20 protein-coding genes are annotated in these 25,222 nt (G+C 29.5%); 6 read left to right on the top strand and 14 right to left on the bottom strand.

Annotated features, from left to right (window positions below; all coding sequences use genetic code 11):
* Positions 1 to 37 precede the first annotated feature (37 nt).
* From CRV02_RS11430 to CRV02_RS11420, 3 genes are all read right to left on the bottom strand, one after another.
* A complete protein-coding gene (locus CRV02_RS11430; RefSeq protein ID WP_129090437.1) occupies positions 38 to 970 on the bottom strand; it encodes an STM4504/CBY_0614 family protein in 933 nt (310 codons plus the stop codon).
* Positions 971 to 1,250: 280 nt separating this feature from the next.
* Positions 1,251 to 3,467: a heavy metal translocating P-type ATPase gene (locus tag CRV02_RS11425; protein WP_129090436.1), complete on the bottom strand. Its 2,217-nt coding sequence runs from the start codon at positions 3,465 to 3,467 to the stop codon at positions 1,251 to 1,253.
* Positions 3,468 to 3,479: 12 nt separating this feature from the next.
* The gene (locus CRV02_RS11420) at positions 3,480 to 3,821 is read right to left on the bottom strand and encodes a helix-turn-helix transcriptional regulator (RefSeq protein WP_129085396.1); all 342 of its coding nucleotides are present in this window, start codon (positions 3,819 to 3,821) and stop codon (positions 3,480 to 3,482) included.
* A 100-nt stretch (positions 3,822 to 3,921) separates the two neighbouring features.
* Between CRV02_RS11420 and CRV02_RS11415 the strand changes: the two genes are divergently transcribed.
* The 6 genes from CRV02_RS11415 to CRV02_RS11390 are packed head-to-tail and all read left to right on the top strand — an operon-like array spanning position 3,922 to position 8,355.
* On the top strand, positions 3,922 to 4,491 hold the full coding sequence (locus CRV02_RS11415) for a phosphoribosyltransferase family protein (RefSeq protein ID WP_129090435.1): 570 nt from the start codon (positions 3,922 to 3,924) through the stop codon (positions 4,489 to 4,491).
* A 30-nt stretch (positions 4,492 to 4,521) separates the two neighbouring features.
* Positions 4,522 to 5,133 carry an imidazole glycerol phosphate synthase subunit HisH gene (hisH, locus tag CRV02_RS11410; RefSeq protein WP_129085394.1) on the top strand — a complete coding sequence of 204 codons (612 nt, stop codon included), beginning with the start codon at positions 4,522 to 4,524 and terminating at the stop codon, positions 5,131 to 5,133.
* Positions 5,134 to 5,145: 12 nt separating this feature from the next.
* A complete protein-coding gene (gene hisA / locus CRV02_RS11405) occupies positions 5,146 to 5,853 on the top strand; it encodes a 1-(5-phosphoribosyl)-5-[(5-phosphoribosylamino)methylideneamino]imidazole-4-carboxamide isomerase (RefSeq protein ID WP_129090434.1) in 708 nt (235 codons plus the stop codon).
* Between the two features lie 12 nt (positions 5,854 to 5,865).
* Positions 5,866 to 7,185: an MFS transporter gene (locus CRV02_RS11400; RefSeq protein ID WP_129090433.1), complete on the top strand. Its 1,320-nt coding sequence runs from the start codon at positions 5,866 to 5,868 to the stop codon at positions 7,183 to 7,185.
* A gap of 57 nt (positions 7,186 to 7,242) precedes the next feature.
* Positions 7,243 to 7,794, top strand: a complete 552-nt coding sequence (locus tag CRV02_RS11395; protein ID WP_129085391.1) for a TetR/AcrR family transcriptional regulator — start codon at positions 7,243 to 7,245, stop codon at positions 7,792 to 7,794.
* A gap of 51 nt (positions 7,795 to 7,845) precedes the next feature.
* A complete protein-coding gene (locus CRV02_RS11390; protein ID WP_129090432.1) occupies positions 7,846 to 8,355 on the top strand; it encodes an HPP family protein in 510 nt (169 codons plus the stop codon).
* A 17-nt stretch (positions 8,356 to 8,372) separates the two neighbouring features.
* Here CRV02_RS11390 and CRV02_RS11385 read toward each other — a convergent pair whose 3' ends face one another.
* The 11 genes from CRV02_RS11385 to CRV02_RS11335 all read right to left on the bottom strand — a co-directional run bounded on the left by CRV02_RS11385 (position 8,373) and on the right by CRV02_RS11335 (position 25,222).
* A complete protein-coding gene (locus tag CRV02_RS11385) occupies positions 8,373 to 11,333 on the bottom strand; it encodes a DNA mismatch repair protein (RefSeq protein ID WP_129090431.1) in 2,961 nt (986 codons plus the stop codon).
* Between the two features lies 1 nt (position 11,334).
* On the bottom strand, positions 11,335 to 11,754 hold the full coding sequence (locus CRV02_RS11380; protein WP_129090430.1) for a heme-binding domain-containing protein: 420 nt from the start codon (positions 11,752 to 11,754) through the stop codon (positions 11,335 to 11,337).
* 5 nt (positions 11,755 to 11,759) lie between these two features.
* A complete protein-coding gene (locus tag CRV02_RS11375) occupies positions 11,760 to 12,089 on the bottom strand; it encodes a co-chaperone YbbN (RefSeq protein ID WP_129090429.1) in 330 nt (109 codons plus the stop codon).
* Entirely contained in the window at positions 12,073 to 14,115 is a 2,043-nt protein-coding gene (locus CRV02_RS11370; protein ID WP_129090428.1) for a DUF1538 domain-containing protein, read from the bottom strand. The genes CRV02_RS11375 and CRV02_RS11370 overlap by 17 nt, the downstream gene beginning before the upstream one ends.
* 159 nt (positions 14,116 to 14,274) lie before the next feature.
* Complete coding sequence (locus tag CRV02_RS11365) at positions 14,275 to 15,828, bottom strand: 2-isopropylmalate synthase (protein ID WP_129090427.1); 1,554 nt, start codon at positions 15,826 to 15,828, stop codon at positions 14,275 to 14,277.
* Between the two features lie 230 nt (positions 15,829 to 16,058).
* Positions 16,059 to 16,646, bottom strand: coding sequence for a phosphatidylserine decarboxylase (locus tag CRV02_RS11360; RefSeq protein ID WP_129090426.1), 588 nt, complete (start codon positions 16,644 to 16,646; stop codon positions 16,059 to 16,061).
* A 67-nt stretch (positions 16,647 to 16,713) separates the two neighbouring features.
* Positions 16,714 to 19,287 (bottom strand): HAMP domain-containing sensor histidine kinase, encoded by a 2,574-nt coding sequence (locus CRV02_RS11355; protein ID WP_129090425.1) that lies wholly within the window; start codon positions 19,285 to 19,287, stop codon positions 16,714 to 16,716.
* Between the two features lie 3 nt (positions 19,288 to 19,290).
* Positions 19,291 to 21,123 carry a PAS domain S-box protein gene (locus tag CRV02_RS11350; protein WP_129090424.1) on the bottom strand — a complete coding sequence of 611 codons (1,833 nt, stop codon included), beginning with the start codon at positions 21,121 to 21,123 and terminating at the stop codon, positions 19,291 to 19,293.
* A gap of 192 nt (positions 21,124 to 21,315) precedes the next feature.
* The gene (gene ftsH / locus CRV02_RS11345) at positions 21,316 to 23,421 is read right to left on the bottom strand and encodes an ATP-dependent zinc metalloprotease FtsH (protein ID WP_129090423.1); all 2,106 of its coding nucleotides are present in this window, start codon (positions 23,419 to 23,421) and stop codon (positions 21,316 to 21,318) included.
* The gene (locus CRV02_RS11340) at positions 23,422 to 24,243 is read right to left on the bottom strand and encodes a 50S ribosomal protein L11 methyltransferase (protein WP_129090422.1); all 822 of its coding nucleotides are present in this window, start codon (positions 24,241 to 24,243) and stop codon (positions 23,422 to 23,424) included.
* A gap of 46 nt (positions 24,244 to 24,289) precedes the next feature.
* The gene (locus tag CRV02_RS11335; RefSeq protein ID WP_129085378.1) at positions 24,290 to 25,222 is read right to left on the bottom strand and encodes a tRNA-dihydrouridine synthase; all 933 of its coding nucleotides are present in this window, start codon (positions 25,220 to 25,222) and stop codon (positions 24,290 to 24,292) included.

Raw genomic sequence — 25,222 nt, 5'->3', positions numbered from 1 at the left:
AATTAAAGCTCCGCCTTGAATCTATATCTTTATATATCTATAATTTTTTTTCTGCTTCAATTAAAAAAACTAATGTAGATGCTGTCATATGTAGCATATAAGATACTAAATAATCAGGAACCTTTAGCATTTCATTACCTTGGCCATGTCCACCCATTTTATTTCTTCCTGTAGGTATAGCTCCTTCTAATAAACTTCTTAATGAATTTAAATTATTTTGCCAAAATTCAGGTATTAGATTTTTTTCAAAACATATATTTATAAGATTTTTAACTGTTGCATTAGATTGATATTTCCATTTTCTTTTAATACAGATTGCTTTAATTGTACTTTCAAAAGCTTTTAAACAATCATTTAATGATTCTTTATTTCTTTTATGACGATAATGTTCATATGCTGAAAGAAACTCTTCTTCTGCACCTTTATAATCTTTACAATTTAATAATTTTAATGCAGGTTTTACAACTTCTTTATGAATTAATTCTGAGTCAATTCTTATTATTTCACTATCTATAAATTGATAGCCAATTCCATGTTCTTTAAAACGTTGATTTAACTCAGCAATTGCATTATCTGCAATCTCTTTAGCATTATCTTTGTGCATATAATCAAAATTAATACTTAGCCTATTAATTGCTCTAAAAGTAAGTTCAACAATGTCAATAACTTTTTCAATATCATTTTCTTGCAATAAAAAGTTAGCTAATTCAGAAAGGTAATTTCTATTATATTTATCTGCGGTTGGCAATTCAAATAGCCCATATTCTCTACAAAGAATATTCACTATTTTGAAATAAGTATCTTTAACATTACGGTATTGAATATAATCCCTATCACTACCTAAACTATCTCCCCAAATATGAATAATCTGTACCCTTAGAACTTCTGGGATATTATCATATTCATAGATATCTGATAATTCTCCTCTTTCTTTTTTTCTTCTTTTAGAAAATAGTTCAATTATTCCCATATAATTCTCCTAAACTATATTTATTTAATATTATCAAAAATATCAATCTTTTTAAATTATATTACAATCTGCAATAAGTTAAATTATATATATTAGAGTATAGAGAATTTAATTGTGAGCATTTAAAAAATAGCGTAAAGAAAGTTTTGAGAAATTCGTAAAAAAATTTAAACTGTCTGAGACGAAGTCGAGTTTTTAAATTTTAGAATTTTAACAAAAACTTTTAGCTAATTTTTTATCCTGCTCACGCTTTTTTGCGATACTTTTTATAAAAAAAGTATCAAGAAGAAGATGAACAACAAGAACTTCCACTACAACAACTTGTAGTCTCTTCTTTCTTCTTCTCACTCTTTATTTCAGTAGAACATCTATTATCACTACAAGAGTTATCTTCACACACTGATTCTTTTGGTTTATCTTTTATAGTTCTAAGTATTCTCATTGAATTGAAAATTGCTAATAATGCAACTCCAACATCAGCAAAAATTGCCTCTTTCATACTAATCATTGCTCCAGCCCCAAGTACTAAGAAAGCAACTTTAATAGCCATGATAAATACAATATTTTGATATACAATTACTTTTGTTTTTTTAGCAATTTTAATTGCATCACTAATTGATTTGATATTATCATTTAAAATTACAACATCAGCAGATTTAACAGCAATATCACTACCAACTCCACCCATAGCAAAACCTACGTCAGAATTAGCAAGTGTTGGAGCATCATTGATACCATCTCCTACAAAAGCAGTAACCTTGTTTGTATCTTTTTTTATAATTTCAAAGTTTGATAACTTATCTTGTGGTAAAAGTTCATATTTAACTTCATCAATTCCTAAAGAGTTCGCTACATTAAGTGCAACCTCTTTTTTATCTCCTGTAAGCATATATGTTTTTTCAATACCTAAGCTTTTAAGTTCTGCTATTACCTCTTTTGCTTCTACTTTTATAATATCACTTACTACAATATATCCTGCAAATTGTGAGTTAATAGATACAAATACTACATTTAACTCTTCTTCAATATTCTCATCTACTTTTACACCAAACTTTTCTAGTAATCTATCATTCCCTACTAAAACCTCTTTTGAGTCTATTTGTGCTTTTATTCCTAAACCACTTAACTCTTCATGTAAGGCTATTGCTTTTGAATCAATCTCTTTACCATATGAAGAAACGATTGATTTTGCAATTGGATGAGTTGAGAAACTCTCAGCATAAGCAGCAACTTTTAAAAGCTCATTTTCATCTATACCAAAGGCTTTTACTTTTGTTACTTCAAATACACCATGAGTAAGTGTTCCTGTTTTATCAAAGATAATATTTTCTATTTCCGTTAGTTTTTCTATATAGTTTGCACCTTTAACTAAAACACCTCTTTTTGATACTGCTCCAATAGCAGAGAAAAATGACAGAGGAATAGATACAACTAAAGCACAAGGACAAGATATAACTAAAAATACCAATGCTCTTTCAATCCAATCAGAGTATAAAGTCCCTTCTATAATCATAGGAGGAATAAAAGCCAACATCACAGCAAGAATTACTACAATAGGAGTATATCTTGAAGCAAATTTTGTTATAAACTTTTCTGCTTTTGCTTTTTTAGAACTAGCACCTTCAATCATCTCAATAATCTTTGCAACAGTAGAGTCTTTATATAAAGATTGCACTTTTACATAAGTAGCGTTTGAAAGATTGATAAAACCACTTAGTACTTCATCATCTTGTTTTACAGTTTTAGGTTTAAACTCTCCTGTAATAGCACTTGTATCAAAGGAGCAAGAGCTATCTAAAAGTACTCCATCAACTGGAACTTTTTCCCCTACTTTTACTAATATAGTATCGCCTATTTTAACTTCATCAGGAGATTTTTGAACTACTTTTTCACCCTCTTTAACATTTGCAAACTCTGGTTTTATATCTATTAGAGCATTAATACTATTTCTTGAATTATTAACTGCAACACCTTGGAACATCTCACCTACTTGGTAGAAAATCATTACAGCAATACCTTCAACATACTCCCCTAGCCCAAATGCACCAATTGTTGCAATTGACATTAAAAAGTGTTCATCAAATAGTTTTCCACTTAGTAGATTTTTTCCTGCTTTATATAAAACATCCCATCCAACTAAAAAGTATGCTATTAGATAAACAGCTAATTGTAAAACTTCATTTTGAATATAGTTATATGAAATATATGTTAATAAAATTGAAACAATTGTTATAGCTAAAAGTTTTTTGTCAAGTAGTTGCCAAAAAGTTCTTTGAGCTCTATTTTCATCTTTTACAATAAATACTTCTCTTTCAATACTTTGAATCTCTTTTTCAATTTTGTCTAATAAATTATCTTCTGTATTTTGTTCAAAACTTAATGTTGATGTTGAGAAGTTTAGTCTTACATTTGATAATTCTTCTAATTCGTTTAATCTTTTTTCTATCTTTCCTGCACAATTTGCACAATCTAAGTTTTGTAATTTGACTTTTTGCATAGATTATTCCTCTTAGCCTTTTATGATATGTTCTAATCCCATATCATAGATTTTTTTAATGTGTTCATCATCAAGTGAATAATACATTTGCTTTCCCTCACGTCTTGGTTTAACAATTTTTGAATTTTTTAATACTCTTAATTGGTGAGAAACAGCAGACTGACTTACATTTATAAGTTCACTTATAGCTCCAACACATAACTCTTCTTCTTTTAATACTGAGATAATTTTTATTCTTGTTGTATCTGCAAAAGCTTTGAAAAGCTCTGCTACATCGTATAAAGTCTCTTCATTAATTAATGTTTCTTTTACTTTTTTTACTTCATTTGAATGGTCACAACACTCATTACTCATTTTAAAATCCTTTATATGTACATATGAAGAAGTAATCATATGTTATATAAACTTAAAACTTTATTAGTTTATAAACTAAATACTAATAATATAAATTATTATGAAATGTTTATCTTGTGAAACCTTTAGTCTAAATATTATATGTAAAACTTGTCAAGAGAAGCTATTAAGGCCCTCTTTTCATAAAAGAGAACTAGCGGATGGTTTTTATAACTATTCCTTTTACTCTTTTACAGAAATAGAAGAGTTTTTAACTTCAAAATACTATTTTCATGGAGATAGAGTATTTAATACTTTAGGAAAACTATCATTTAAAAAATTTGCACAGAATTTTGAATTTGAGCAATTAGTTTATTCAATAGGTATAGATGAACATACTAGACATGAGTTCTCCCAAACTGCTATTTTATCAAAACATCTAAAATCAAAATACATAAAACCTCTTTATGGAAAATGTAAAGCTACAAATATAGTCAAATACGCAGGAAAAGATTTAGAGTTTAGAAAAAAGAACAAAAGAAAATTTGATATTAAAGTGTCAAATAAGAGTATTATTTTGGTGGATGATTTAATAACAACTGGAACAACTATCCTTGAGGCTAAAAAAGCTTGTGAAGAAAAAAATAACCAAGTTCTCTTCTGCTTAACCCTAGCTGATGCAAAAATTTAGTATAATCTCATTTTTTTAAAGGATATAATTTTGGTTGGAATCATTGACTACAATATGGGAAATCTTGCTTCAGTTTACAATGCATGTCATCTAATTGATGCTAAAGCTTCTTTTGTAAAAGACCCAAATGAATTAAAAAACTTTGATAGAATCATTTTACCAGGAGTTGGCGCTTTTGGTGATGCAATGGAACATCTTAATCAAACTGGAATGAAAGAAGCAATTTATGAATTTGCTAAAAGTGGAAAACCAATGATTGGTATTTGCCTTGGTATGCAACTTCTTTTTGAAAGCTCAGAAGAGTTTGGAGCACATGAAGGTTTAGGTTTAGTAGATGGAAAAGTTGTAAAATTTGATAAATCAAAAATGCACGAAGATACAAAAGTTCCTCACATGGGTTGGAATGTAATTAAAACTTCAAATGAACACACACTATTTGAAGGATTAACAAATCCTTACCTTTATTTTGTACACTCATACCATGCAGTTACGGATTCTAAAAATGTAATTGGAACTACAGAGTATGGATATGATTTTGTAAGTGCTGTACATAAAGAGAACATCTATGGTTTTCAACCACATCCAGAAAAATCACACGATAATGGATTAAAAATACTTAAAAATTTTATGAATATTAAATAATAGGGAAAAGAAATGGATATTTTACCAGCAATTGATCTTAAAGATGGAAAAGCTGTAAGACTTAGTAAAGGACTTATGGATAGTGCAAAAATCTATTCAGATGAGCCTTGGCAAGTTGCAAAAAGATTTGAAGAATTAGGAAGTAAGTGGGTTCACGTTGTTGATTTAAATGGTGCATTTGCAGGAGAACCAGCAAACTTAGAACAAATCAAAAAAATCAAAGAAAACTGTAATCTAAAAATCGAAGTTGGTGGTGGAATCAGAGATGAAGAAACAATCAAAATGTATGTTGAACTTGGAATTGATAGACTAATCTTAGGTTCAATTGCTGTAAAAGATCCACAGTTTGTAAAAGATATGGCTTCAAAATATCCAATCGCCGTTGGAATTGATGCTATGAATGGAATGGTTGCAGTTGAAGGTTGGGCAGAAGTATCAACTATGAAAGCAACTGATTTAGCCAAAGAGTTTGCAAATGCAGGTGTTGAAGCAATTATTTGTACTGATATCTCTAAAGATGGAATGCTTTGTGGTGTAAATGTAGAGTTTACAGAATCAATTGCACTTGCATCTGGTGTTGATACTATTGCTTCTGGTGGAGTAAAAGATATCAATGATATCACAAACTGTAAAGCAAATGGAAACATCGCAGGTGTAATCGTAGGAAAAGCATTCTATGAAGGTACACTTGACTTAGAAGAAGGATTTAAAGCCTTATAAAAAAGGATAAAAATGCCTTTAAAGAAAATCAATCCTGATAATATTTACAATAAACTTGTAAATGAAGAAGATGCCAGAGTTTGCAAAGCTATTGATGAAAAAGCTTGCAAGGTAGTTCCTGGCAACTTCCTTCTTACTATTATCTCTTATTTTTTTAATAAACTTGCAGATGCAGTTGCAAATGCAAAAGTTGTCTTACCTTGGATAATGGAGAGTTTAAATGTTCCATTATTTCTTATTAGTTTTTTAGTTCCAATAAAAGAATCAGGTTCCTTACTTCCGCAACTATTTATAGCAGCATATGTTAGAAAACTTCCCATTAGAAAGTGGGTTTGGTCTTTAGGAACTTTTCTACAAGCCTTATGTATGTTTGGGATAGCCCTAGTTGCTTGGAATATGGAAGGCTTAAATGCTGGACTTGCAATCATTGCTTTACTTATTGCTATGAGTTTAGCAAGGGGTTTATGCTCTGTTGCGGCAAAAGATGTAGTAGGAAAGACTATTCCTAAAACAAGACGTGGAGCACTGAATGGTCTATCTGCTATGCTTGCAGGTTTGCTTGTTGTAGTACTTGGAGTTTACTTTTTATTAAATGGTGAAAAACCATTTTCAGCACAAAACTTTGGGGTTTTACTTTCACTTGCAGGATTCTTTTGGATATTAGCTTCTATTACTTATGGTCAAATAAAGGAGTATCCAGGAGAGACTGATGGTGGAGGAAATGCTTTTACTGTAGCTATTTCTAAACTTAGTATTTTAAAAACAGACAAACCTTTTAGACTATTTGTTATTACAAGAGCTTTGTTTCTTTGTTCTGTTTTATCTGCACCTTTTTTTGTAATTATTGCTCAACAAAATAGTGATGCAAATGCTTACCTTTTAGGTCTTTTTATTCTTTCAAGTGGTTTAGCTGATTTATTATCTGCAAACTTTTGGGGTAAATTTTCTGATGTTTCTAGTAAAAAAGTTATGATTATTGGAGCAACTATTGCAACAACAGTTGGTTTTATAGTAGTTTTCATAGACTTTTTTTATAAAGAGTTATTCTCTATCATTTGGATTATGCCTATTATCTATTTTATTTTAAGTATTGGATATCAAGGTATTAGAATAGGTAGAAAAACTTATATTACTGATTTAGCAGAGGGAAATAAAAGAACAGACTACGTTGCTGTAAGTAATACTTTAATAGGCTTTATCTTACTTTTAAGTGGTCTAATTGGAACACTTAGTTCTTTTATAGGACTTGGTGGAATAATCCTTGTATTATCTCTTGTAGGGGTATTGGCTATTTATTTAGCAAAACAATTACCTGAAGTTCAAGAAGATTAATTTGACATTGAAATAAAAAAGTGATACAATTTTATCAAACCATCGTTTGGGAAAAATATGGCAATAAAAAAAACATCTAAAGAAGAGATATTAAACAAAGCAATAAACCTTTTTAAAACACAAGGCTTTAGTCATACTTCTATGGCAAATATTGCAGATGAATGTGGATTAATAAAAGGAAGTATCTATCATCATTTTAAGAATAAAGATGAGATAGGACTTGAAGCACTTAAATATATAAGTGAATACTTTGATAAAAATATTTTTTCAATAAAAGATGAAACACTTTCAACAAAAGAAAAGTTAGAAAAGATAGTTAAAAAGACAGATGAATACTTTTTAAATAGTACGGGAGGTTGTTTATTAGCAAATTTAGCAACTGAAGTTTCTAGTCAAAATGAAGAGTATAAAGCTATCATTGTTGAGTATTTTAAAACTTGGGAAGAGTGTATTGCTAAAGTACTTGAAGAGAAGTATTTTAAAAAAGAGTCTGAAAAGTTAGCATATGAATATATTTGTACTTTACAAGGTGCAATTATTATGTTTAACCTTACAAATGACAAAATTAAACTTTTAGAAGTAGGAAAAAACCTATTATCTAAGGTTTAATTTTTTTTGTTTATTTTACCAAACAATCGTTTGTTTGATTAAGGAGAAATTATGAGTTACATAAAAAAAATAAAAGGAAATAAAGCAGAACTTCCACCAAAAGTAAAAGCTATTGAAGTTGCCTTTGCTTTTATTGGTGCATTTATTGCAATATCGATTGTTGCCTATCTTACTGATAGTTATGAAAATATCTTTATTATGGGTTCATTTGGAGCAACTTGTGTTTTACTATTTGGATTTAGTGATAGTCCCTTTTCACAACCAAGAAATATCTTTTTTGGGCATGTGATATCTACATTTATGGGATTATTCTTTTTACATCTTGTTGGTGATTATTGGTGGAGTTTAGCTCTTGCTTTAGCTTCTGCTATTGCAGTGATGCTATTAACAAGAACTGTTCACCCGCCAGCTGGTTCTAATCCTGTTATTGTATTTATTATGGGTTCATCTTGGGAGTTTCTATTTTTACCAACAGCTTTAGGGGCTATTATAGTAATTCTAGTTGGAGTTTTTTATAATAATTTACATAAAAAAAGAGTTTATCCAAACTACTGGATATAAGAGTAAAGTTTTAAACTTTACTCTTGTTCTTCTGTCATAGTATAATGAAGCTCCAAACCTTTACTTGTAGCTACAAAACCATTTATATTTACTTTTCCTTCATGTACCATTTTATGATGTAGTTTACATAAAGGTATTAGATTATATTTATGATTTTGATTTACATGACCTATGAAGCCATCTTTATTTGCTCTTGCTTGTTCTTTGATATGGTGTACATCATCACAAGCTCTTCCACAAATAACACAAGATGAAGCAAAAACATCTTTGTTGTATTTTGAAGTCTTCTTTTGAGTAAGTCTTTCAACCTTATCATAATCGTCCGTTAATCGCTTTCTAATATCATTTGCAACGCTTAAGAACTCTCTATCCATATGAAGTGATTTTGCATACTCTAAACCATACATAGAAGAACCACTTCCATGTTTTAGTTTTCTATCAAAGATTAGTTTATCTTCTTCATCTTGATACATTACAGATAAGTGAAGCGAAATTATATTTTTAAGCTTTTCTATCTCTTTTATCTCTGGTAATTGATGTAAATGTGTTGCAAAAACAAAGATTGATTCTAGTTTTGCTAACTTTAAAATAGCACTTGCAACAATAGATAAACCACTCATTGTCTCTGTACTATGAGAGATTTCATCTCCTAAGATTAATGATCTTTTTGAAGCACGATTGAAAATATTTTTAAGTTCAAGCATTTCAACTGCAAAAGAAGAAAGTCCTTTAGCTATATTATCAGCTCCACTAATTCTTGTAAATACTGAATCAAAAATTGAAAATCTCATTGATTTTGCAGGTACATAAAAACCTGCTTGAGCTAAAATAACAGCAATACCAATTGATTTCATAAGTGAAGATTTACCAGAAGAGTTTATTCCATAAAGTAAAATACCATGCATTTTATTATCAAACATATTCACAGGGTTTGAGTTTTTGATTATCACATTATCTTTGAACTCATCTTTAGCAAGGGATAACTCCCCTAAGATAATATCATTTGGTACATAAATCCCCTGCTCTTCATTGGCTTCAATAATAGGATGTCTTAAATCAATAAGCTCTAAGAAGTTTTCATCATCTTTTGTTTTTACTATCTTTGGGCAAACATAGTTATATTTTTTTGCTGTTTTGATATTTGAAACTGTCAAATCAACCTCAGCAATAAACTGAACTAACTCTTCAAGTAGTGTTGCAAACTTCTTTTCAAACTCATTTAGTTTTTCTTTAAATACAAGTTTATTTAGCTCAATGATTTTTCTTAGATTATGTACATACTTATCTGAGATTTCATCTGTAAGTTTGCAAGAGATTTTTACAGAAGTAGTTTGCACTTTATAATTAAAGTCTTTAAAAAGAAGTAAATCATCATCAATGATAATATGTGAGTTTAACAACTCTTCTTTTACTAAGTTATATCTATTTTTTGTTAAGCCTAAAAAGAAACCTTCCTTATCAAGTCTATTGATACTTACAAAGTTTGAGTCTTTTGCATTTAATAAATTTAAGATATGGTCTTTTATCAATTCTAATTTTGAATATAATACTTCATTTTGTCTGTTTAATTCATCTATTTCATGGTTTATTCCATCACAAACCATATTTGACTCAACATCTTTAAGCATATACTTTCCAGAAATAGCTAAATCAAAAGTTGATTCAATAGAGTCTATAAACATCTGAAGTTGTGCTAAGCTACAAGGTGGAGTTATGAACTTATAGTTCTCCATAAAAGCTACTACTTCTTTTATACTAAGAAGTGAATCATATAAATAGTTTAATTCAAAAGGATGAAGCCTTGCAAGTTTTATTCTTCTTGTAAGTCTTTCTATATCATAGATATTTGCTAATTCATTTTCAATAGGTCCATGGTAATCAAATAACTCTTTTGAAAGGGCAAACCTTCTTAATAGTTCTTTACTATCTTTTACAGGATGAGTTAGTCTCTCTTTTAAAAGTCTTTTTCCCATTGCTGTTGAAGTATTGTTTATAAGTTTTATCAAACTTGGATTATGAGAAGTCTCTATAATATTTAATTGCTCTAAAGCATTGTTTCCTAAGTAAATATATTTTGAAACATCAAGTTTAATTGGAAGAGAAAGCTTTTGAACAATATTTGAATCATGCCCTATAACAAAATCAATAAGTATTGCTAAACTTTGAGAACTAAGAGGAACTCTTTCCATATCAAGATGCTCAATTGCTGTAAGTAGTGATTCCACATCAAATACATTTTTAAATAGTTCATTTTGATAATTAATCTTTGGAATAAATGTTCCAATATGAAAAGTCTTTAGTTTTAACTCAAGATAATCAATTACTTCTTTTTGATTTATATTTTTATCTGCAAAAGTTACAACAACTTCATTTGTACGGTGCATATTCATATAGTTAAATACTTCATCTAAAGCATAAAACTTATCTTCACTAGTACCATGTACTTCATTGTAGTAACACTTTCCTGTAGTTACATCAATAGCTGAATAACCCACAAGATAGATACCTTTTATCTGGTCAACCACAAGTGAAGTGATATTGTTTTCATCTTGGTCAATTACAAAATCAAAGTTTGTACCAGGGCTTACTACTGTATCAAGGTATCTGCTTACTTTTGGAGGAACACCTTTTTGTCTTATAATTACTACTGTGTATTTTTGTTCAGCAATAATTCTAGCAAGATGTTTTTCTAGTGATATAGCAGGAACACCTGCCATGATTGGGTTTTCTTGAGAGTTTTCTAAAATAGATTTATTTTTTCTAGTTAATTGAATATTTAATAGTTCTGCTATCTCTTTAGCTTTTCCTATTTGTTCTTCATCATTATTAACTTCATAAACTTCAAAGAAAGTACCTATTTCCATAAGTACTACAGTATTTTCTCCATACTTCTTTTCAAAAAGTTGTTGAAGTTTAAAATACGTAATTGTAAGTAGAGTTTTCTTCTCGTCTAATAAGGCTTGAACTTCTTCTCTCAAACTATTTTTTCACTCCAGTCCATTCTCTAATAAGTGTTCTTTGCTCTCTTGTTAAATTTGCATCATCATGCGCTTTTATATATGAAGCTAGTGGCATAGAAGCATATGCTGTTCTAAAGATAGCTTTCATTTTTTCTTCTTTTTTCTCTTCACTATATGTTTCCCAAATTGAGAAGTTTAATGCTTTTCTTCCATTTGTAACATGAGAATCAATTATCCAAGAAAAAGGAGCAACATAAGAGTACCAAGGCCAAGTTGTAGAGTTTGTATGGCAGTCATAACAAGCAGATTTAAAAATAGTTGTTATCTCAGGGGGAGTTTTCATTTCTAACTCTGGGTTCGTTTCACTATTTACTTTTTCAGTTTGTATAAACTGCATTGCAATAAATACTAATAAAAATATTAAAAGTGTTCTTTTCATTCTTCTTATTCCATAAATAAATTGTATGGTCTTTTTAACTCCTCTATGAAGTTTAAAACAGAGATATTTCGTCCTTCTCTCTTAAACTCTTTTGAATCAAAAAATACCAAGATAGTTGGTATAGAAAATACCGAAAAATTGCTTGCTATCTCTTTATAGATATCAGCTTTTACTTCATAAATTTTGATTTTAGGTAAGTGCAGATTAACTTGTTGTTCTATTTTAGGTTTTAGTGCAGTACATACAGAACAGTTTTCTCCTGAGAAGTATATAAGTACAGCGTCTTGTGTACTTATAATACTTTTAATCTCTTCTAAACTATTTAGATTCTTCATTTGCTATTTTTTTATGCTCATGAATTTTTTCTAAAACTTTTTCTTCTTCCTCTTTGATTAGTTTTTCTACATCATTTTCAGGATTTTTATGGTCTTTTCTATTTACAAAAATATCATGTCTACTTAAACTAATCCCTTTCATATGTGTTAATGGGAATGCAAAAGCAATACCTTTTCCTGTTGTTGTAATATGTAAGGAATGAATAATAGATTTAATAACTGGATTTACTAAACTTTGAGGTAATAAGAATAGTAATAACGCATCATTTGCTTCAAATGATGTTCTATAGTAGTTATCAATTTGTCCAAGACCAATTCCATCCGCTCTTAATACAGTAACACCTGGTGCTCCTGCTTTATTTGCAGCTTGAATTGCATCAATTTTTTTATCTTTTGGAACAATAATAACAACTGCTGAGAAATCCATTGGTAAAGAGTGTCTTCTATCACTTCCATCAATATTTACAGTTGCTAAATCCATATTTTCTGCATCAATTAGAGCATCTTTTAAGATATTTGCAGCTTCAATTTCAGTATCAGATTTAACACCAAGTTTTTCAATAATAATACCATAAAGCATAACTGTAATCATTGGGAAAAGTGAAGCAAAAGCAATAAGTCCAAAACCATCAATAAGTGGACTTCTTCCTTCTATATTAGTTGCAAGTCCAATACCAAGTGCAGCAACAAGAGGTACTGTTACAGTTGAAGTTGTAACCCCACCAGAGTCATAAGCTATAGGAATAATATACTTTGGAGCAATAGAAGTTAAAATAATAACTAAGATATATCCAAAGATAATATAGTAGTGAATATGTCCACCATCTACAATTCTAAATGCACCTAAAGCAATACCAACAGCAACACCAAAGGCAACAAAAACTCTTAATGCAAAGTCATTTATTTTACCATCTGAGATATCTTTTGCTTTTTTCGCAATTGCCATAAGTGCAGGTTCTGCCATTGTTGTAGAAAAACCAATTGCAAAAGCAAATGCATAAATCATCATCACAGAATCAGATTTTGTAAGTTGATAAGCCATAGTCTCACCAAGAGTAAATAACCCCATTTCAAGACCAACAATAAAGGCATCAAGACCTAAAATAACAAGTACAAATCCAAGTAGTACAGTTTTTAAATTATCAATTCTTTTCTTTAATACAGCATATTGGAAGAATAGAATAATTAATAAAATAGGAGCAACATCTTTTACAACATTGAAAATACCAGTTAATAAACTATCAAAACTAATTGTAGCAGCAGTAGATACTTTTGCTTCAACGGCAACTTTAGTTACATTAACAACTTCAGATACATCGACTAAGTTATAAACAGCAATACCATAAACCTGTACAAAAATCATTGGCGTTAAAGATGCAAAAGCAATAAGTCCAAAACCATCAATAACAGGGTTTCTTCCTTTGATTGTAGTAGCAAGTCCAATTCCAAGTGCAGCAACTAAAGGAACTGTAACAGTAGAAGTTGTAACTCCACCTAAGTCATAGGCTAAACCAATAATCTCTTTTGGAGCAAAGAAAGTTACAGATACAACTAAAATATACCCAACGATTATATAATAATGAATTGGGTGTCCCTTGTAGATTCTAAATACACCTAAAAAAATAGCAAAACCAACAGACCCCGCAACTACAAGTCTAAGAATAGTAGCATCTATACGTCCACTTGAAATAGAAGCAGCTTTATCAGCAATAACAGCTAAGGCTGGTTCGGCAATTGTTGTACCAAAACCAATTAGAAAAGCAAAAAATAGAACCCACAGCATAGTTCCATGTTTTGCAAAGTCTCTAGCTAAACCTTCTCCAACGGGGAAAATACCAATTTCCAAACCTTGTAAGAAAATTGCTAAACCAATACCAACAATACCTAAACCAATTGCAGTACTAACCCATCCTTCAGGAACAGCTTGAATAATTGCAAGTTGGAAAAATAAAATTACAACAATAATAGGAACTAAATCCCTAAACGACTCTTTCAACAGCTTTAAAAAGAAGCTCAATTGTGTCATACACTCTCTCTTTCACATAAATTTAATATAACCTTTAGTATTTATTTTAATATGATTATTCAAATTTTTTGCTGAAAAAAGTAATTTTAAAACTTCTTTTTTTAAAAGTTTAGGAAGAGTTAAGTTACAAGATAGCCCTTGGCTACCTTGTTTTAAGAATTATACTTGGTGAGTATTATTTTTAGATAATCTTTGTTTTTGAGAAAGGTAAGAGTTTAATGCACTTACATATGCATTTGCTGTTGCAAGCATTGTATCAACACTTAATCCATGTCCTACAAATGATGGTGAGTTTTCATCAAAAACTACTCTTGTAGTAACTTTTGCTAATGCATCTTTACCTTCTGTTACAGAAGTTACATTATAGCTTTGTAACTCTCCATTGTATCCTGTAAGTCTATCTATTGTTTTAAAGATTGCATCCATTGTTCCATTTCCAATATTTGCATCAGTTAATACCTCATCATTGTGTTTAATAGAAACTGCTGCTGTTGGAACACCATTTGAACAGTCTGAAATCTGTAATCCAACTAATTCAAAAGTTTTGTCTTGGTTTAATGACTCATCTGTAATTAACATTCTTACATCATCATCAGTAACATCTTTTTTCTTATCAGCTAATATTTTGAATTTTTCAAATGCAGAGTTTAACTCTTCATCACTTACTTTATCAAATCCTAACTGATTGATTTTATCTCTAAATGCTGCACGTCCTGAATGTTTTCCTAAGATTAATGTAGAATCTTTAATAACACCTACATCTTCAGGTCTCATAATTTCATATGTTTCTTGGTGTTTTAATACACCATCTTGGTGAATACCACTTTCGTGAGCAAAGGCATTTTTACCAACAATTGATTTGTTTTGTTGCGGTTCAACACCTGTAATAGTTGCAACTAACCTTGATGTAGCATAGATTTCAGGAGTATTAATTCCTGTATATAAATCACCAAAGGCATCTTTTCTAGTTTTAATAGCCATTACAGCTTCTTCTAACGCTGAATTCCCTGCTCTTTCACCTAAACCATTGATTGTAACTTCAATTTGTCTAGCACCATTTTGTACTGCTGCTAAAGTATTTGCTGTTGCTAATCCTAAGTCATTGTGGTTATGAACTGAGATTCTTGCTCTATCACCTGCGAAATCAGATAACTCTTTAACCATCGCACCTAATTCTGTTGGTAATCTATATCCAACTGTATCTGGTAAGTTAATAGTTGAAGCACCAGCAGCAATTACTGCATCCATAACTTCTTTCATAAATGGGATTTCAGATCTTCCTGCATCTTCTAATGAAAACTCAACATCATCAACAAATGTTTTTGCATACTCTACAGCATGAACTGCTCTTTTAATAACTTCTTCTTCACTCATTTTTAACTTATATTTCATATGAATTGGTGAAGTAGCAATAAATGTGTGAATTCTATGTAAAGGAGCTCTTTGTACTGCTAAACCAGCTTGTTTGATATCGTTTTCAACTGCTCTACTTAAAGAACAGATTGAAGAGTTAACAACTTGCTCTGCAATTCTAGAAACTGCATCAAAGTCCCCTGGACTTGCTGCAGCAAAACCTGCTTCAATTACATCTACACCTAACTTTTCTAACTGTAATGCAACTTTGATTTTCTCTTCTGTGTTCATTGAACAACCAGGAGATTGTTCTCCATCTCTTAATGTAGTATCAAAAACTATAATTTTATTCTTATCCATAGTGTGTAACCTTTAAAAATGTACAATATTATATCTTTTTTTATTTAAAAAAGAAAAACTAAAACGTGGGATTATTATTTTGTAATATGTTATATATTAGAGGAAGTTTTTAAGAAGCAGAAGAGTGTTAACACTTTTTATGAAATGGTTTTTATAAAAATCAAATATTTTCATTTACTCTCCTTTAAAATTATGGATATTATAATCTTTTATTATTTTTTTGTCAAGGGCTATTTTGCCCTTGCTATAACTGTTTTACCAGCTTCTACTTTTTTATCAAGAGATATTAATAGTTCTTTTGACTGGTCGATTTCTACTACTACTTGTCCATGTAAGAATACTCCTAACTTATCACCCATAAGTGCTTCTGTTGAGTTAAGATTAATATCTGTTCCATACAAAGAAGAAGTTAATTCTACTTTCATATCTGAGTAAGTTAAAGTAGCTTTTTCATTAAGTTTTTTTGCTTTTAAAGAGTCAAGAAGTGTATGTAGACCCTTTTTATGTTCAACTACAAAGTTACCATTTTTAGGCGCTCTTAAAATATGATTATCACATAAAGAAACATCAATATAAACTAAAGTTTTTGTAGCAGTTTTATCTATAGATGAAATTCTACCAGAAACAGGTGATAAGATATCTGAGATATCATAATCTTTTTGTAGCTTTTTATTTCTATAAATATATGCAAAACCAAGAGTTAATACAAAAAAGATAAATGTAAAAAACTCACAATCTAAAACTAAAAATATAAAAAAGGCTATAAATAAATATAAAACTTTTGTTTGCCCTTCTTTTGCTATAAAACTATTTAACATCTTTTTTCCCTAAAATTTTAATATGATATTATCATCTTATATTTTAATAATTACTTTGTATATAAGACTAGGCTTTTTTAAACTCAATTCTAAATGTTGTTCCCTCTTTAGAACTCTCTTTTAAATAAAGTTTTCCTTCCATATTCTTTTCAATAATAGTCTTAGTCATATAAAGTCCTATTCCTGTTCCTTTACCCTCTTCTTTTGTAGTAAAATATGGTTCAAAAATCTTAGCTTGATTCTTCTGTTTTATTCCTTCTGCATTATCTATGATTTCAATCACGATTAAAGAGTTTTCTTCAAAGAAAGCTATTTTTATAAAACTATCTTTAATACTATTTTCTATTAAAGCATCTTTTGCATTGTTAACAATATTTAAAAGTGCTTGAGAAAGTTCATTTTCATAACCATAAATATTTATTCTATAGTCTGGGAAATCTTTTATTATATTAATATCACTACTACTAAAACTTGCTTCTACTAAAGTAATAACCTTTTGAATACTTTTTTCTAAAGAGAACTCAACTTTAATTTTATTGGGTTTAAAAAAGTCTCTAAAATCATCTATTGTTTTAGACATATTATTTGTTAGCATAGTTGCTTTATTTACTGACTTTTCTATATTCTTTTCATTTAAATTCCCACTATAAAAAGAGAATTTTATATTTTGAATTACTAAAGAAAGTGCATTTAAAGGTTGTCTCCATTGATGAGCAATATTTGAAATCATCTCTCCCATTGCAGCATTTTTTGATTGTTGAATTAAAAGTTCTTCTTGTTTTCTTTGTTTTAGAACCTCTTTTTCTACTCTTTTTTCTAAATTAGCATTTAAGATTTTCTCTTTTTGAATCTGCTCTTGAATTTTTGATGCCATATTATTAAATGATTTTTCAAGTTTTCCTATTTCATCATTTGTTGTAATTTCAATTCTATAGTCTAACTCATTTTTTGCAAACTTATTTGTTCCAATAAGAAGTCTCTCTATTTTTTTACTAATATATGAAGATAACCATAAAGCAATCAGAATAACTATTAAAACCATAATTATAGTAACTATTGAAAGTTCATTTATTAACATCAAAATAAATTTATGGATTTCAAAACCATTTTGATTTACAACCTCTTTCATACTCTCTTTTTGCTGATTTAAGATTTTTGTTACACTCTTTTTAGTTTCATTAGCAGCAGCATGGAACTCATCAACATTTGCACCAATGGTTACAAAACCAAAACCTCTTTTTGAGTTAGCATATTGTCCTGTATAATAAGGAATAGTTGCAGCGGTTGTTAGTTTCCAAACATTACTCCAATAAATAATAAATGAACCATAACCGCCATTTTTAGTTACTTCCATCCAACCATGACACTGTGGAGCAAAGTTTAAATATCTACAATCAAGTCCTAAGTTTCCATCTTTTAATACTTGCTCTAAATTTGGTTTTTTATCTAATGATTGTTCATGAAAAATAGGATAGTTTTCTAAAAACTCATTTATTTTCAAACCAGAATTTTTATATCTTAAAGCTAAACTTTGACTTATCCAAGGCATAGCTTCTTCACCTGTATTTTTATCATATCCAGAGATAAAATAGTCTCTTACATGGGAAATATTTTTTCCTTTGTTATCCCACATAAATGCATAGTTCCCTGAACCTGCATCAATAATATCTTCATTTAAATTTTTACCAGCAGGATTAATAGTATCGGTAAACTGCATAATATGCTTATGGTCTAAAGCTAAAGATACAAAGCCAACTTTTCTATTATTTTTAAATACTGGAGTAACAAATCTGATAATTCCCTCAAATTTTTTACCTACTGGATTTTCTTTTCCAGCATAAGCAGAATTTTTAGGGTCAAACTCTAAGTTTAATCTATCTGTTTTAACTTTTGTGTATTCACCAATAACTTTAGAACCAATATATTCTCCAATTACATTAGAAACATAAATTTCATCTTTTTTTAGCTTCTTAAGCTTATCAAAATAGTTTTCTGCTTTGATATAGGTGTTTCTCTTTTTTGAAATATCCTTTAAAGTTTCATCAATAGAAGAGATTTTGTAAAGCTCTTCTCCCTTTAAATTGAAATAAGTTATCTCTTTATATAAAGGTATTTTCTTTTTTATTAACTTTTTTGGTTCTGTAAAGTTAAACTCTCTTTTGTTTTCATCTAAGATTGTTCTTGTTATATCTATTTTTTCTTCTACAGGAGTATTTTTTGGTATCCATTTATTAGTATTTTTATCATAAATATACTCTTTATGTAAAATAATATCTTTCTCTTTTGAGTTATAAAACTTATTTAAAAGTTTTTGATTTATATCCATTTTAGATAAAAAAAGTAAATCTTCATCCCTTTGATATAAAAACTGGGCTACATTATTTGCTATTTGTTGAGATAACCTTTCTAAAGATAGCTGTGACTTTTTATCCAAATATTTAACACTATCATCAATTGATAATTTTGCAGTTTGATTGATAATATTTTCACTCTCTTTAAAAAGATAGTCTGTACTATTTTTTATATACTTATCAATTTGCATTACCCCAGCATAAGCTAAATACGAAAGTAATAATAGAGGTATTATCTTTATAAATACAAAGATAAGTATTAGCTTGATTTTAATACTTAAATTTTTCATTGTTTAACTTTCAAAATTATCCTTGTATTTATCCCTAACCTTTAAAAAATCATCTAAATTATCAAAAAACATTTTTAATAAAGTTGGGTCAAAATGTTTCCCACTTTGCTCTTTAAAAAAATCTAATATCTTTGCTAAAGGCCAGGCTTTCTTATAAACTCTATCGCTTCCTAAAGCATCAAATACATCTGCAATTGCTGTTATTCTTCCATAGATATGAATATCTTCACCCTTTAAACCTTGAGGATAACCAGAGCCATCCCATTTTTCATGGTGAGTATATGATACAACTGCTGCTGCTTTTAAAATAGATCTAGTTGAATTTTTCAAGATTTCATAACCTATTTCAGCATGGGTTTTCATAATTTCCCATTCATTTTCATCTAGTTTTCCAGATTTATTTAGAATTTCATCAGGAATTCCTACTTTTCCAATATCATGCATTGGAGAAGCGGCAAATAGACAACTCTCTTCTTCTTTTGATAAGCCATATTTACGTGCAAGTATTTTTGAGTAGTTTGCTACCCTTTTTACATGATTACCTGTCTCTTTGCTTCTTGTTTCTCCAACCTCACCTAATCTATAGATTAACTCACGTTGTGTATCTTCTAACTCTTTATGAAGTTTTTCAATATCTGTAATATCATGTCTTACACCCATATATTCATAAACTTCTCCATTTCTGTCTAAAAGAGGATATAAAATTGCTTTACAATAAAAGATTGAACCATCTTTTGCTTGGTTAATGATCTTCTTTTTTAAAACCTTTTTTTCAGCCATTGCTTCAAACATAAAGTTAATATCTTTTTCATACTCTTCTTTTGAAATGCTTCTATCTCTTAAAATAGAGTATGGCTTACCTATTAATTCATCTTTAGCGTATCCACTTACTTTACAAAAAGCCTCATTTACAAAACTTATATTCCTATCTAAATCAATTCGAATAATCATATTAGATTTATCAACTATATCTTTATAAGTTTTTGCTACTCTTATTGAGTCTTTTAAATTTGTAGTAAACTTTTCATTTCTATTTTTAAAATACTCTTTTGACATTTCTAATTCAGTAATATCATTTCTTAAAGCAATAAATTCTTTAATCTTTCCATCAATATTTAAAATTGGCTTGATAATAGTATCTACAATATAATAATCACCATTTTTCTTTTTATTCTTTATTTTTCCTTGCCAAACTTTTTTATCTAGAATTGTACTCCACATTTCTTCAAAAACTTCGCTTGGAGTATCTTCATGGCGAATTATATTATGAGACCTTCCTAAAAGTTCTTCAATTTTATAACCTGATATCTCTTCAAAAGGTTTATTTACATATGTAATTATTCCATTTATATCAGTTTTTGAAACAATTGACCTTTCATCTACAATACTTCTATATTGTTCAAAGGTATTTAATATTTGCTTATTCTCTTTTTCTAAAAGAATATTTTTAGCACTCTCAATCATTATCTTAATTAAATAGTTCAAATCAAGGGGTTTAGTTATATAATTACCAAGATTTAGTTTAATTGCTTCCATTAAGTATTCTGTGTCATTAAATGCTGTTGTGATAATAATTTTTGCTTCTTTATCTATCTCTCTAATAGCATAACTCATTTCTAGACCATTCATTTTTGGCATTTGAATATCAGTTATGATTAAATCTATTTGATTATTTTTAAAGGTTTCTAAACCCTCTTCTCCATTTGAAGCAATAAATAGTTTTTTTACTTTTCCTGATAAAAAAAACTCTAACTCTTCTTGAATAAATTTATTATCTTCTACATAAAGTACGTTTAACTCATTTAAAAAAGTTAACTCTTTTTTCATTTGAAGCATTTATCTCTCCTTAGAATTAGAAGCTGAAATAGTGAACTCAAGTCATCCTCGATTATCACTCTTGAATATTAATAGTATCATAATAAATGTAACATATTTACTTACAGTTTAAAGGAGGTAATTATTTTAATATAAAAAAGTAAGGAAAACCTTACTTTTTCTTTAGCCTATATTTTAGGGGGGGGGGGGATATTATTTAGTATCGTCTTTAGTAGAACTATTTTCATCAGTTAAAGATGTAGTATCTTCTTCAACTGTATTAGTTTCTTCAGTAGTGTTTTCTTTAGTTTCAGTATTCTCATCTGAAGAAGACTCTTCCTTTGAAGAATCTTCATCTTCATTTAAAGCTTCAGTATGTAAATCTTCATCTTCAAAAACAACTCCACCATTCTCTTTGATAATCTCTCTTACTCTTTCACCAGAGATAACTTCAATATCAAGTAATTCAGCTGTCATTTGCTCAATTGCTTCTTTATGGTCTCTTAACTCTTGTAATACTGCTTCATATCTTTCATTTAATACAGTCTTAACATGGTCATCAAGATTTTTTGCCATCTCATCTGAGAAGTCTTTTTGAGTTTGTCCACCTAAGAATTGGTTTTGTCTTTTTTCTAAAACCATAAGACCTGCAACATCACTCATACCATAAATAGATGCCATTGACTTAATAATATCAGTAGCTCTTTCAAGGTCATTTCCAGCACCTGTTGAAATCTCACCAATAAATACTTCTTCAGCTGCTCTACCACCAAGTAGTGTATCAACTTCAGCTATTAGCTCATGTTTTTGCATTAAGTATTTATTCTCTTCTGGAGTATTAAGTGTATATCCTAAAGCCGCTAAACCTCTTGGTACAATTGATACTTTATTTACTTTTTTAGCACCTTTTGTAATCTCTGCAATTAATGCGTGACCTGATTCATGGTAAGCAACAATCTTTCTCTCTTTTGGTGAGATTCTTCTTGATTTCTTTTCAAGTCCTGCAATTTGTCTTTCAACTGCTTCTTTAAAATCACTTGGGTCAACTTGATCTTTTTTAGCTCGCCCTGCTAAAAGTGCTGCTTCATTAATGATATTTGCTAAGTCTGCACCAGCAAGACCTGCTGTCATTTTAGCTACTTCTTTTAAGTCAACATTTTTACCTAGTTTTACATCTTTAATATGAACTTTAAGAATCTCAATTCTTCCTTCATAATCAGGTTTATCAACTAATACTTGTCTATCAAATCTTCCTGGTCTTAATAATGCTGGGTCAAGAACTTCTGGTCTATTTGTAGCTGCTAATACAATCACAGGAGCAGCTTCAGTTGAGAAACCATCCATTTCAGCAAGAAGTTGATTTAGAGTTTGTTCTCTTTCATCATTTCCACCCATTGGTCCACCAGATGCTCTACTTTTACCAATTGCATCAATCTCATCAATAAAGATAATTGCAGGAGCTGCTTTTTTAGCTTGCTCAAAAAGGTCTCTAACTCTTGAAGCACCAACACCAACAAACATTTCAATAAATGCAGAACCAGAAACAGATAAGAATTCAACATCTGCTTCACCAGCAACTGCTTTTGCTAATAATGTTTTACCAGTACCTGGAGGTCCTACTAGTAGAACACCCTTTGGAATTTGAGCTCCAAGTTTTACATATCTTTCTGGGTCAGATAAAAAATCAACAACCTCTTGTACTTCTTCTTTTGCCTCTTTATTTCCAGCCATATCTTCAAATTTAACATTTGGCTTTTCAGAGTTAATCATTTTCTTAGAGCTTCCAATTCCTAGGATTCCTCCAGAACCTCCACCCATAGATTTAGACATTCTTCTTGCTAAGAACATCCAAATTGCAAAGAAAATAAAGATTGGTAAAACCCATCCAAATAGTACATCTGCTAATAAGTTCTCTTCATTGATACCACCATAAGAGATACCTTTTTCTTCTAATGAAGGAATTAAAGTATTATCTGGAACTACTCTTCTTACTGTATAAGTAGTAACTTGTCCATTTGCTGGTTTACTTACTGCTTTAATTTGAGTATTTCCAATTCCTACATATTGGATACTTCCACTAGAAATCAATTTCTTAAGTTCTGAGTATGCAATAGTTTGCTTTTTAGCTTGTCCATAAGCAGCAATATTTTGATTTGCTACAGTACCCATTTGAGAGTTACCCTCAGGGAATAATGTTTTAAATACAAAAATAGTAACTATTGAGAAAACAACAAATACTAATAATGGATTATTATTAAAAAAGTTATTGTTATTATTATTGTTGTTATCTTGGCCATTTTTATCTGGTCGATTCTTCATTTAAATTAACTCCTGTTTTTTAAATATTACTGTTATCCACTCATTTTTATGAATAAGCTCTAACTGTTCTAAGTCTTTAAATTTTCTAAGTACCTTATCTTTATGTTTATCTAAAATACCTGATACAACTAGTATACCATCATCTTTTAAGCATTTTTTTAAATCATTATGAATAAATACTAATACATCTGCAACGATATTTGCAATTACCATGTCATATTTTTTATCTTTAACATTGTTTGCAGAACCTGTCCATGAATTATTGAAAGTAGTACTATTAAGTTCAAAGTTTGATACAGTATCTTTAATACAAACTTCATCTGTATCACAAATATCTACTTTACAACCTAACTTAGAAGCTGCAATTGCTAAAATACCACTTCCTGTTCCTACATCAATTACTTCATAATCTTCTTTTGCATAAGAACTAATTGCTTCAAGACAAGAAGATGTTGTTTCATGGTGACCTGAACCAAAAGATAAAGCAGGGTCAATGATAATATCTATTTTATCATCTCTTTTTTCTTCCCAAGAAGGTCTTACAAAAAACTTCCCTACTTCAACTGATTTTACAGACTCTTGATACTGTTTTATCCAGTCTTCATTCTCTTTTTTTGTTAAGGTCATTTTACAGTTGATATTAACTGCTTGAGAGAATTTTTCAATTCCCTCTTTTATATCTTCTAAATCATCTTCACTTCTAGCAATAATTTTTCCATCAAACTCTTCTATTGCTTCGTTAGTTAATGCTGCAACTAGGTCAAGAAAAACTTCATAATTTTCTTCTGGCTCAACTATTAACTCATAATAATAATCTGTCAATTCGTTCCTTAAAATTTAAATAGTAGCTATTCTAACTAAATAGCTTTTAAAAAAAGTTTTCTATCATATCTCGCATAACTTTTTCATCATTTATACGATTAATTATATCTCTAAACTCTGCTGCACCTTGATAGCCTTTAGAGTATGAATGAAGTAGTTTTCTAAACATAACTGCTCCATGAATACCATGAAAATCAATTACTGCATCAAAGTGCTCTAAAATAATCTCTCTTTTTTTATCTGCACTAATATCTTCAATTCCATGCTTTAGTTGATAGAATACCCATGGTTTACCGATTGCACCACGTCCAATCATTACACCATCTGCATTAGTATACTTTAATACCTCTTGAGCTTTCGTGTAGTCTTTTATATCTCCATTTGCAATAACTGGAATTGATACAGCTTCTTTCATAGCTTTAATTGCATCATAATCAACAGGAGCTTTATATTTCCCTGCTCTTGTTCTACCATGAACAGATACAAAGTCAACGCCACAAGCTTCAACTGCTTTTCCAATCTCTACTGGAATTTTTGTATCAACTCCTAGTCTTACTTTTGCACTAGTGTATTGTTTTTTAGAGTATTTTTTTACTGTACCTAAAATCTCTTCTAGTTTTTTTAAATCACCTAGAAGGTTAGAACCAGAACCATGATTAAATACTTTAGGAGCAGGACAACCACAGTTTAAATCAATACCATCAATTCCTTCTATATCATTTAAGATTTCAACAGCATCTCTTACTAATTCTGGTTTATTTCCAGCTATTTGAACAATATATGGATCTTCTTGTGGAGATTTTTCAATCATTTTTCTTGTTTTTTCTGATTTATAAACAAGGGCATTTGAAGAAATCATTTCAGAAATAGTTACGTCTGCACCAAATTTTTTAACAACAGATCTAAAGGGTAAGTCTGTATATCCTGCTAGTGGTGCCAGCACAATAAGTGGCTGGCTAAAGTCAATTTTTTTTGTCAT

This window comes from Arcobacter sp. CECT 8989, from assembly GCF_004116715.1.
Lineage (GTDB): Bacteria > Campylobacterota > Campylobacteria > Campylobacterales > Arcobacteraceae > Halarcobacter.
Note: the sequence above shows the minus strand (reverse complement) of the source record. Positions and strands in the feature narration are given on the sequence as shown.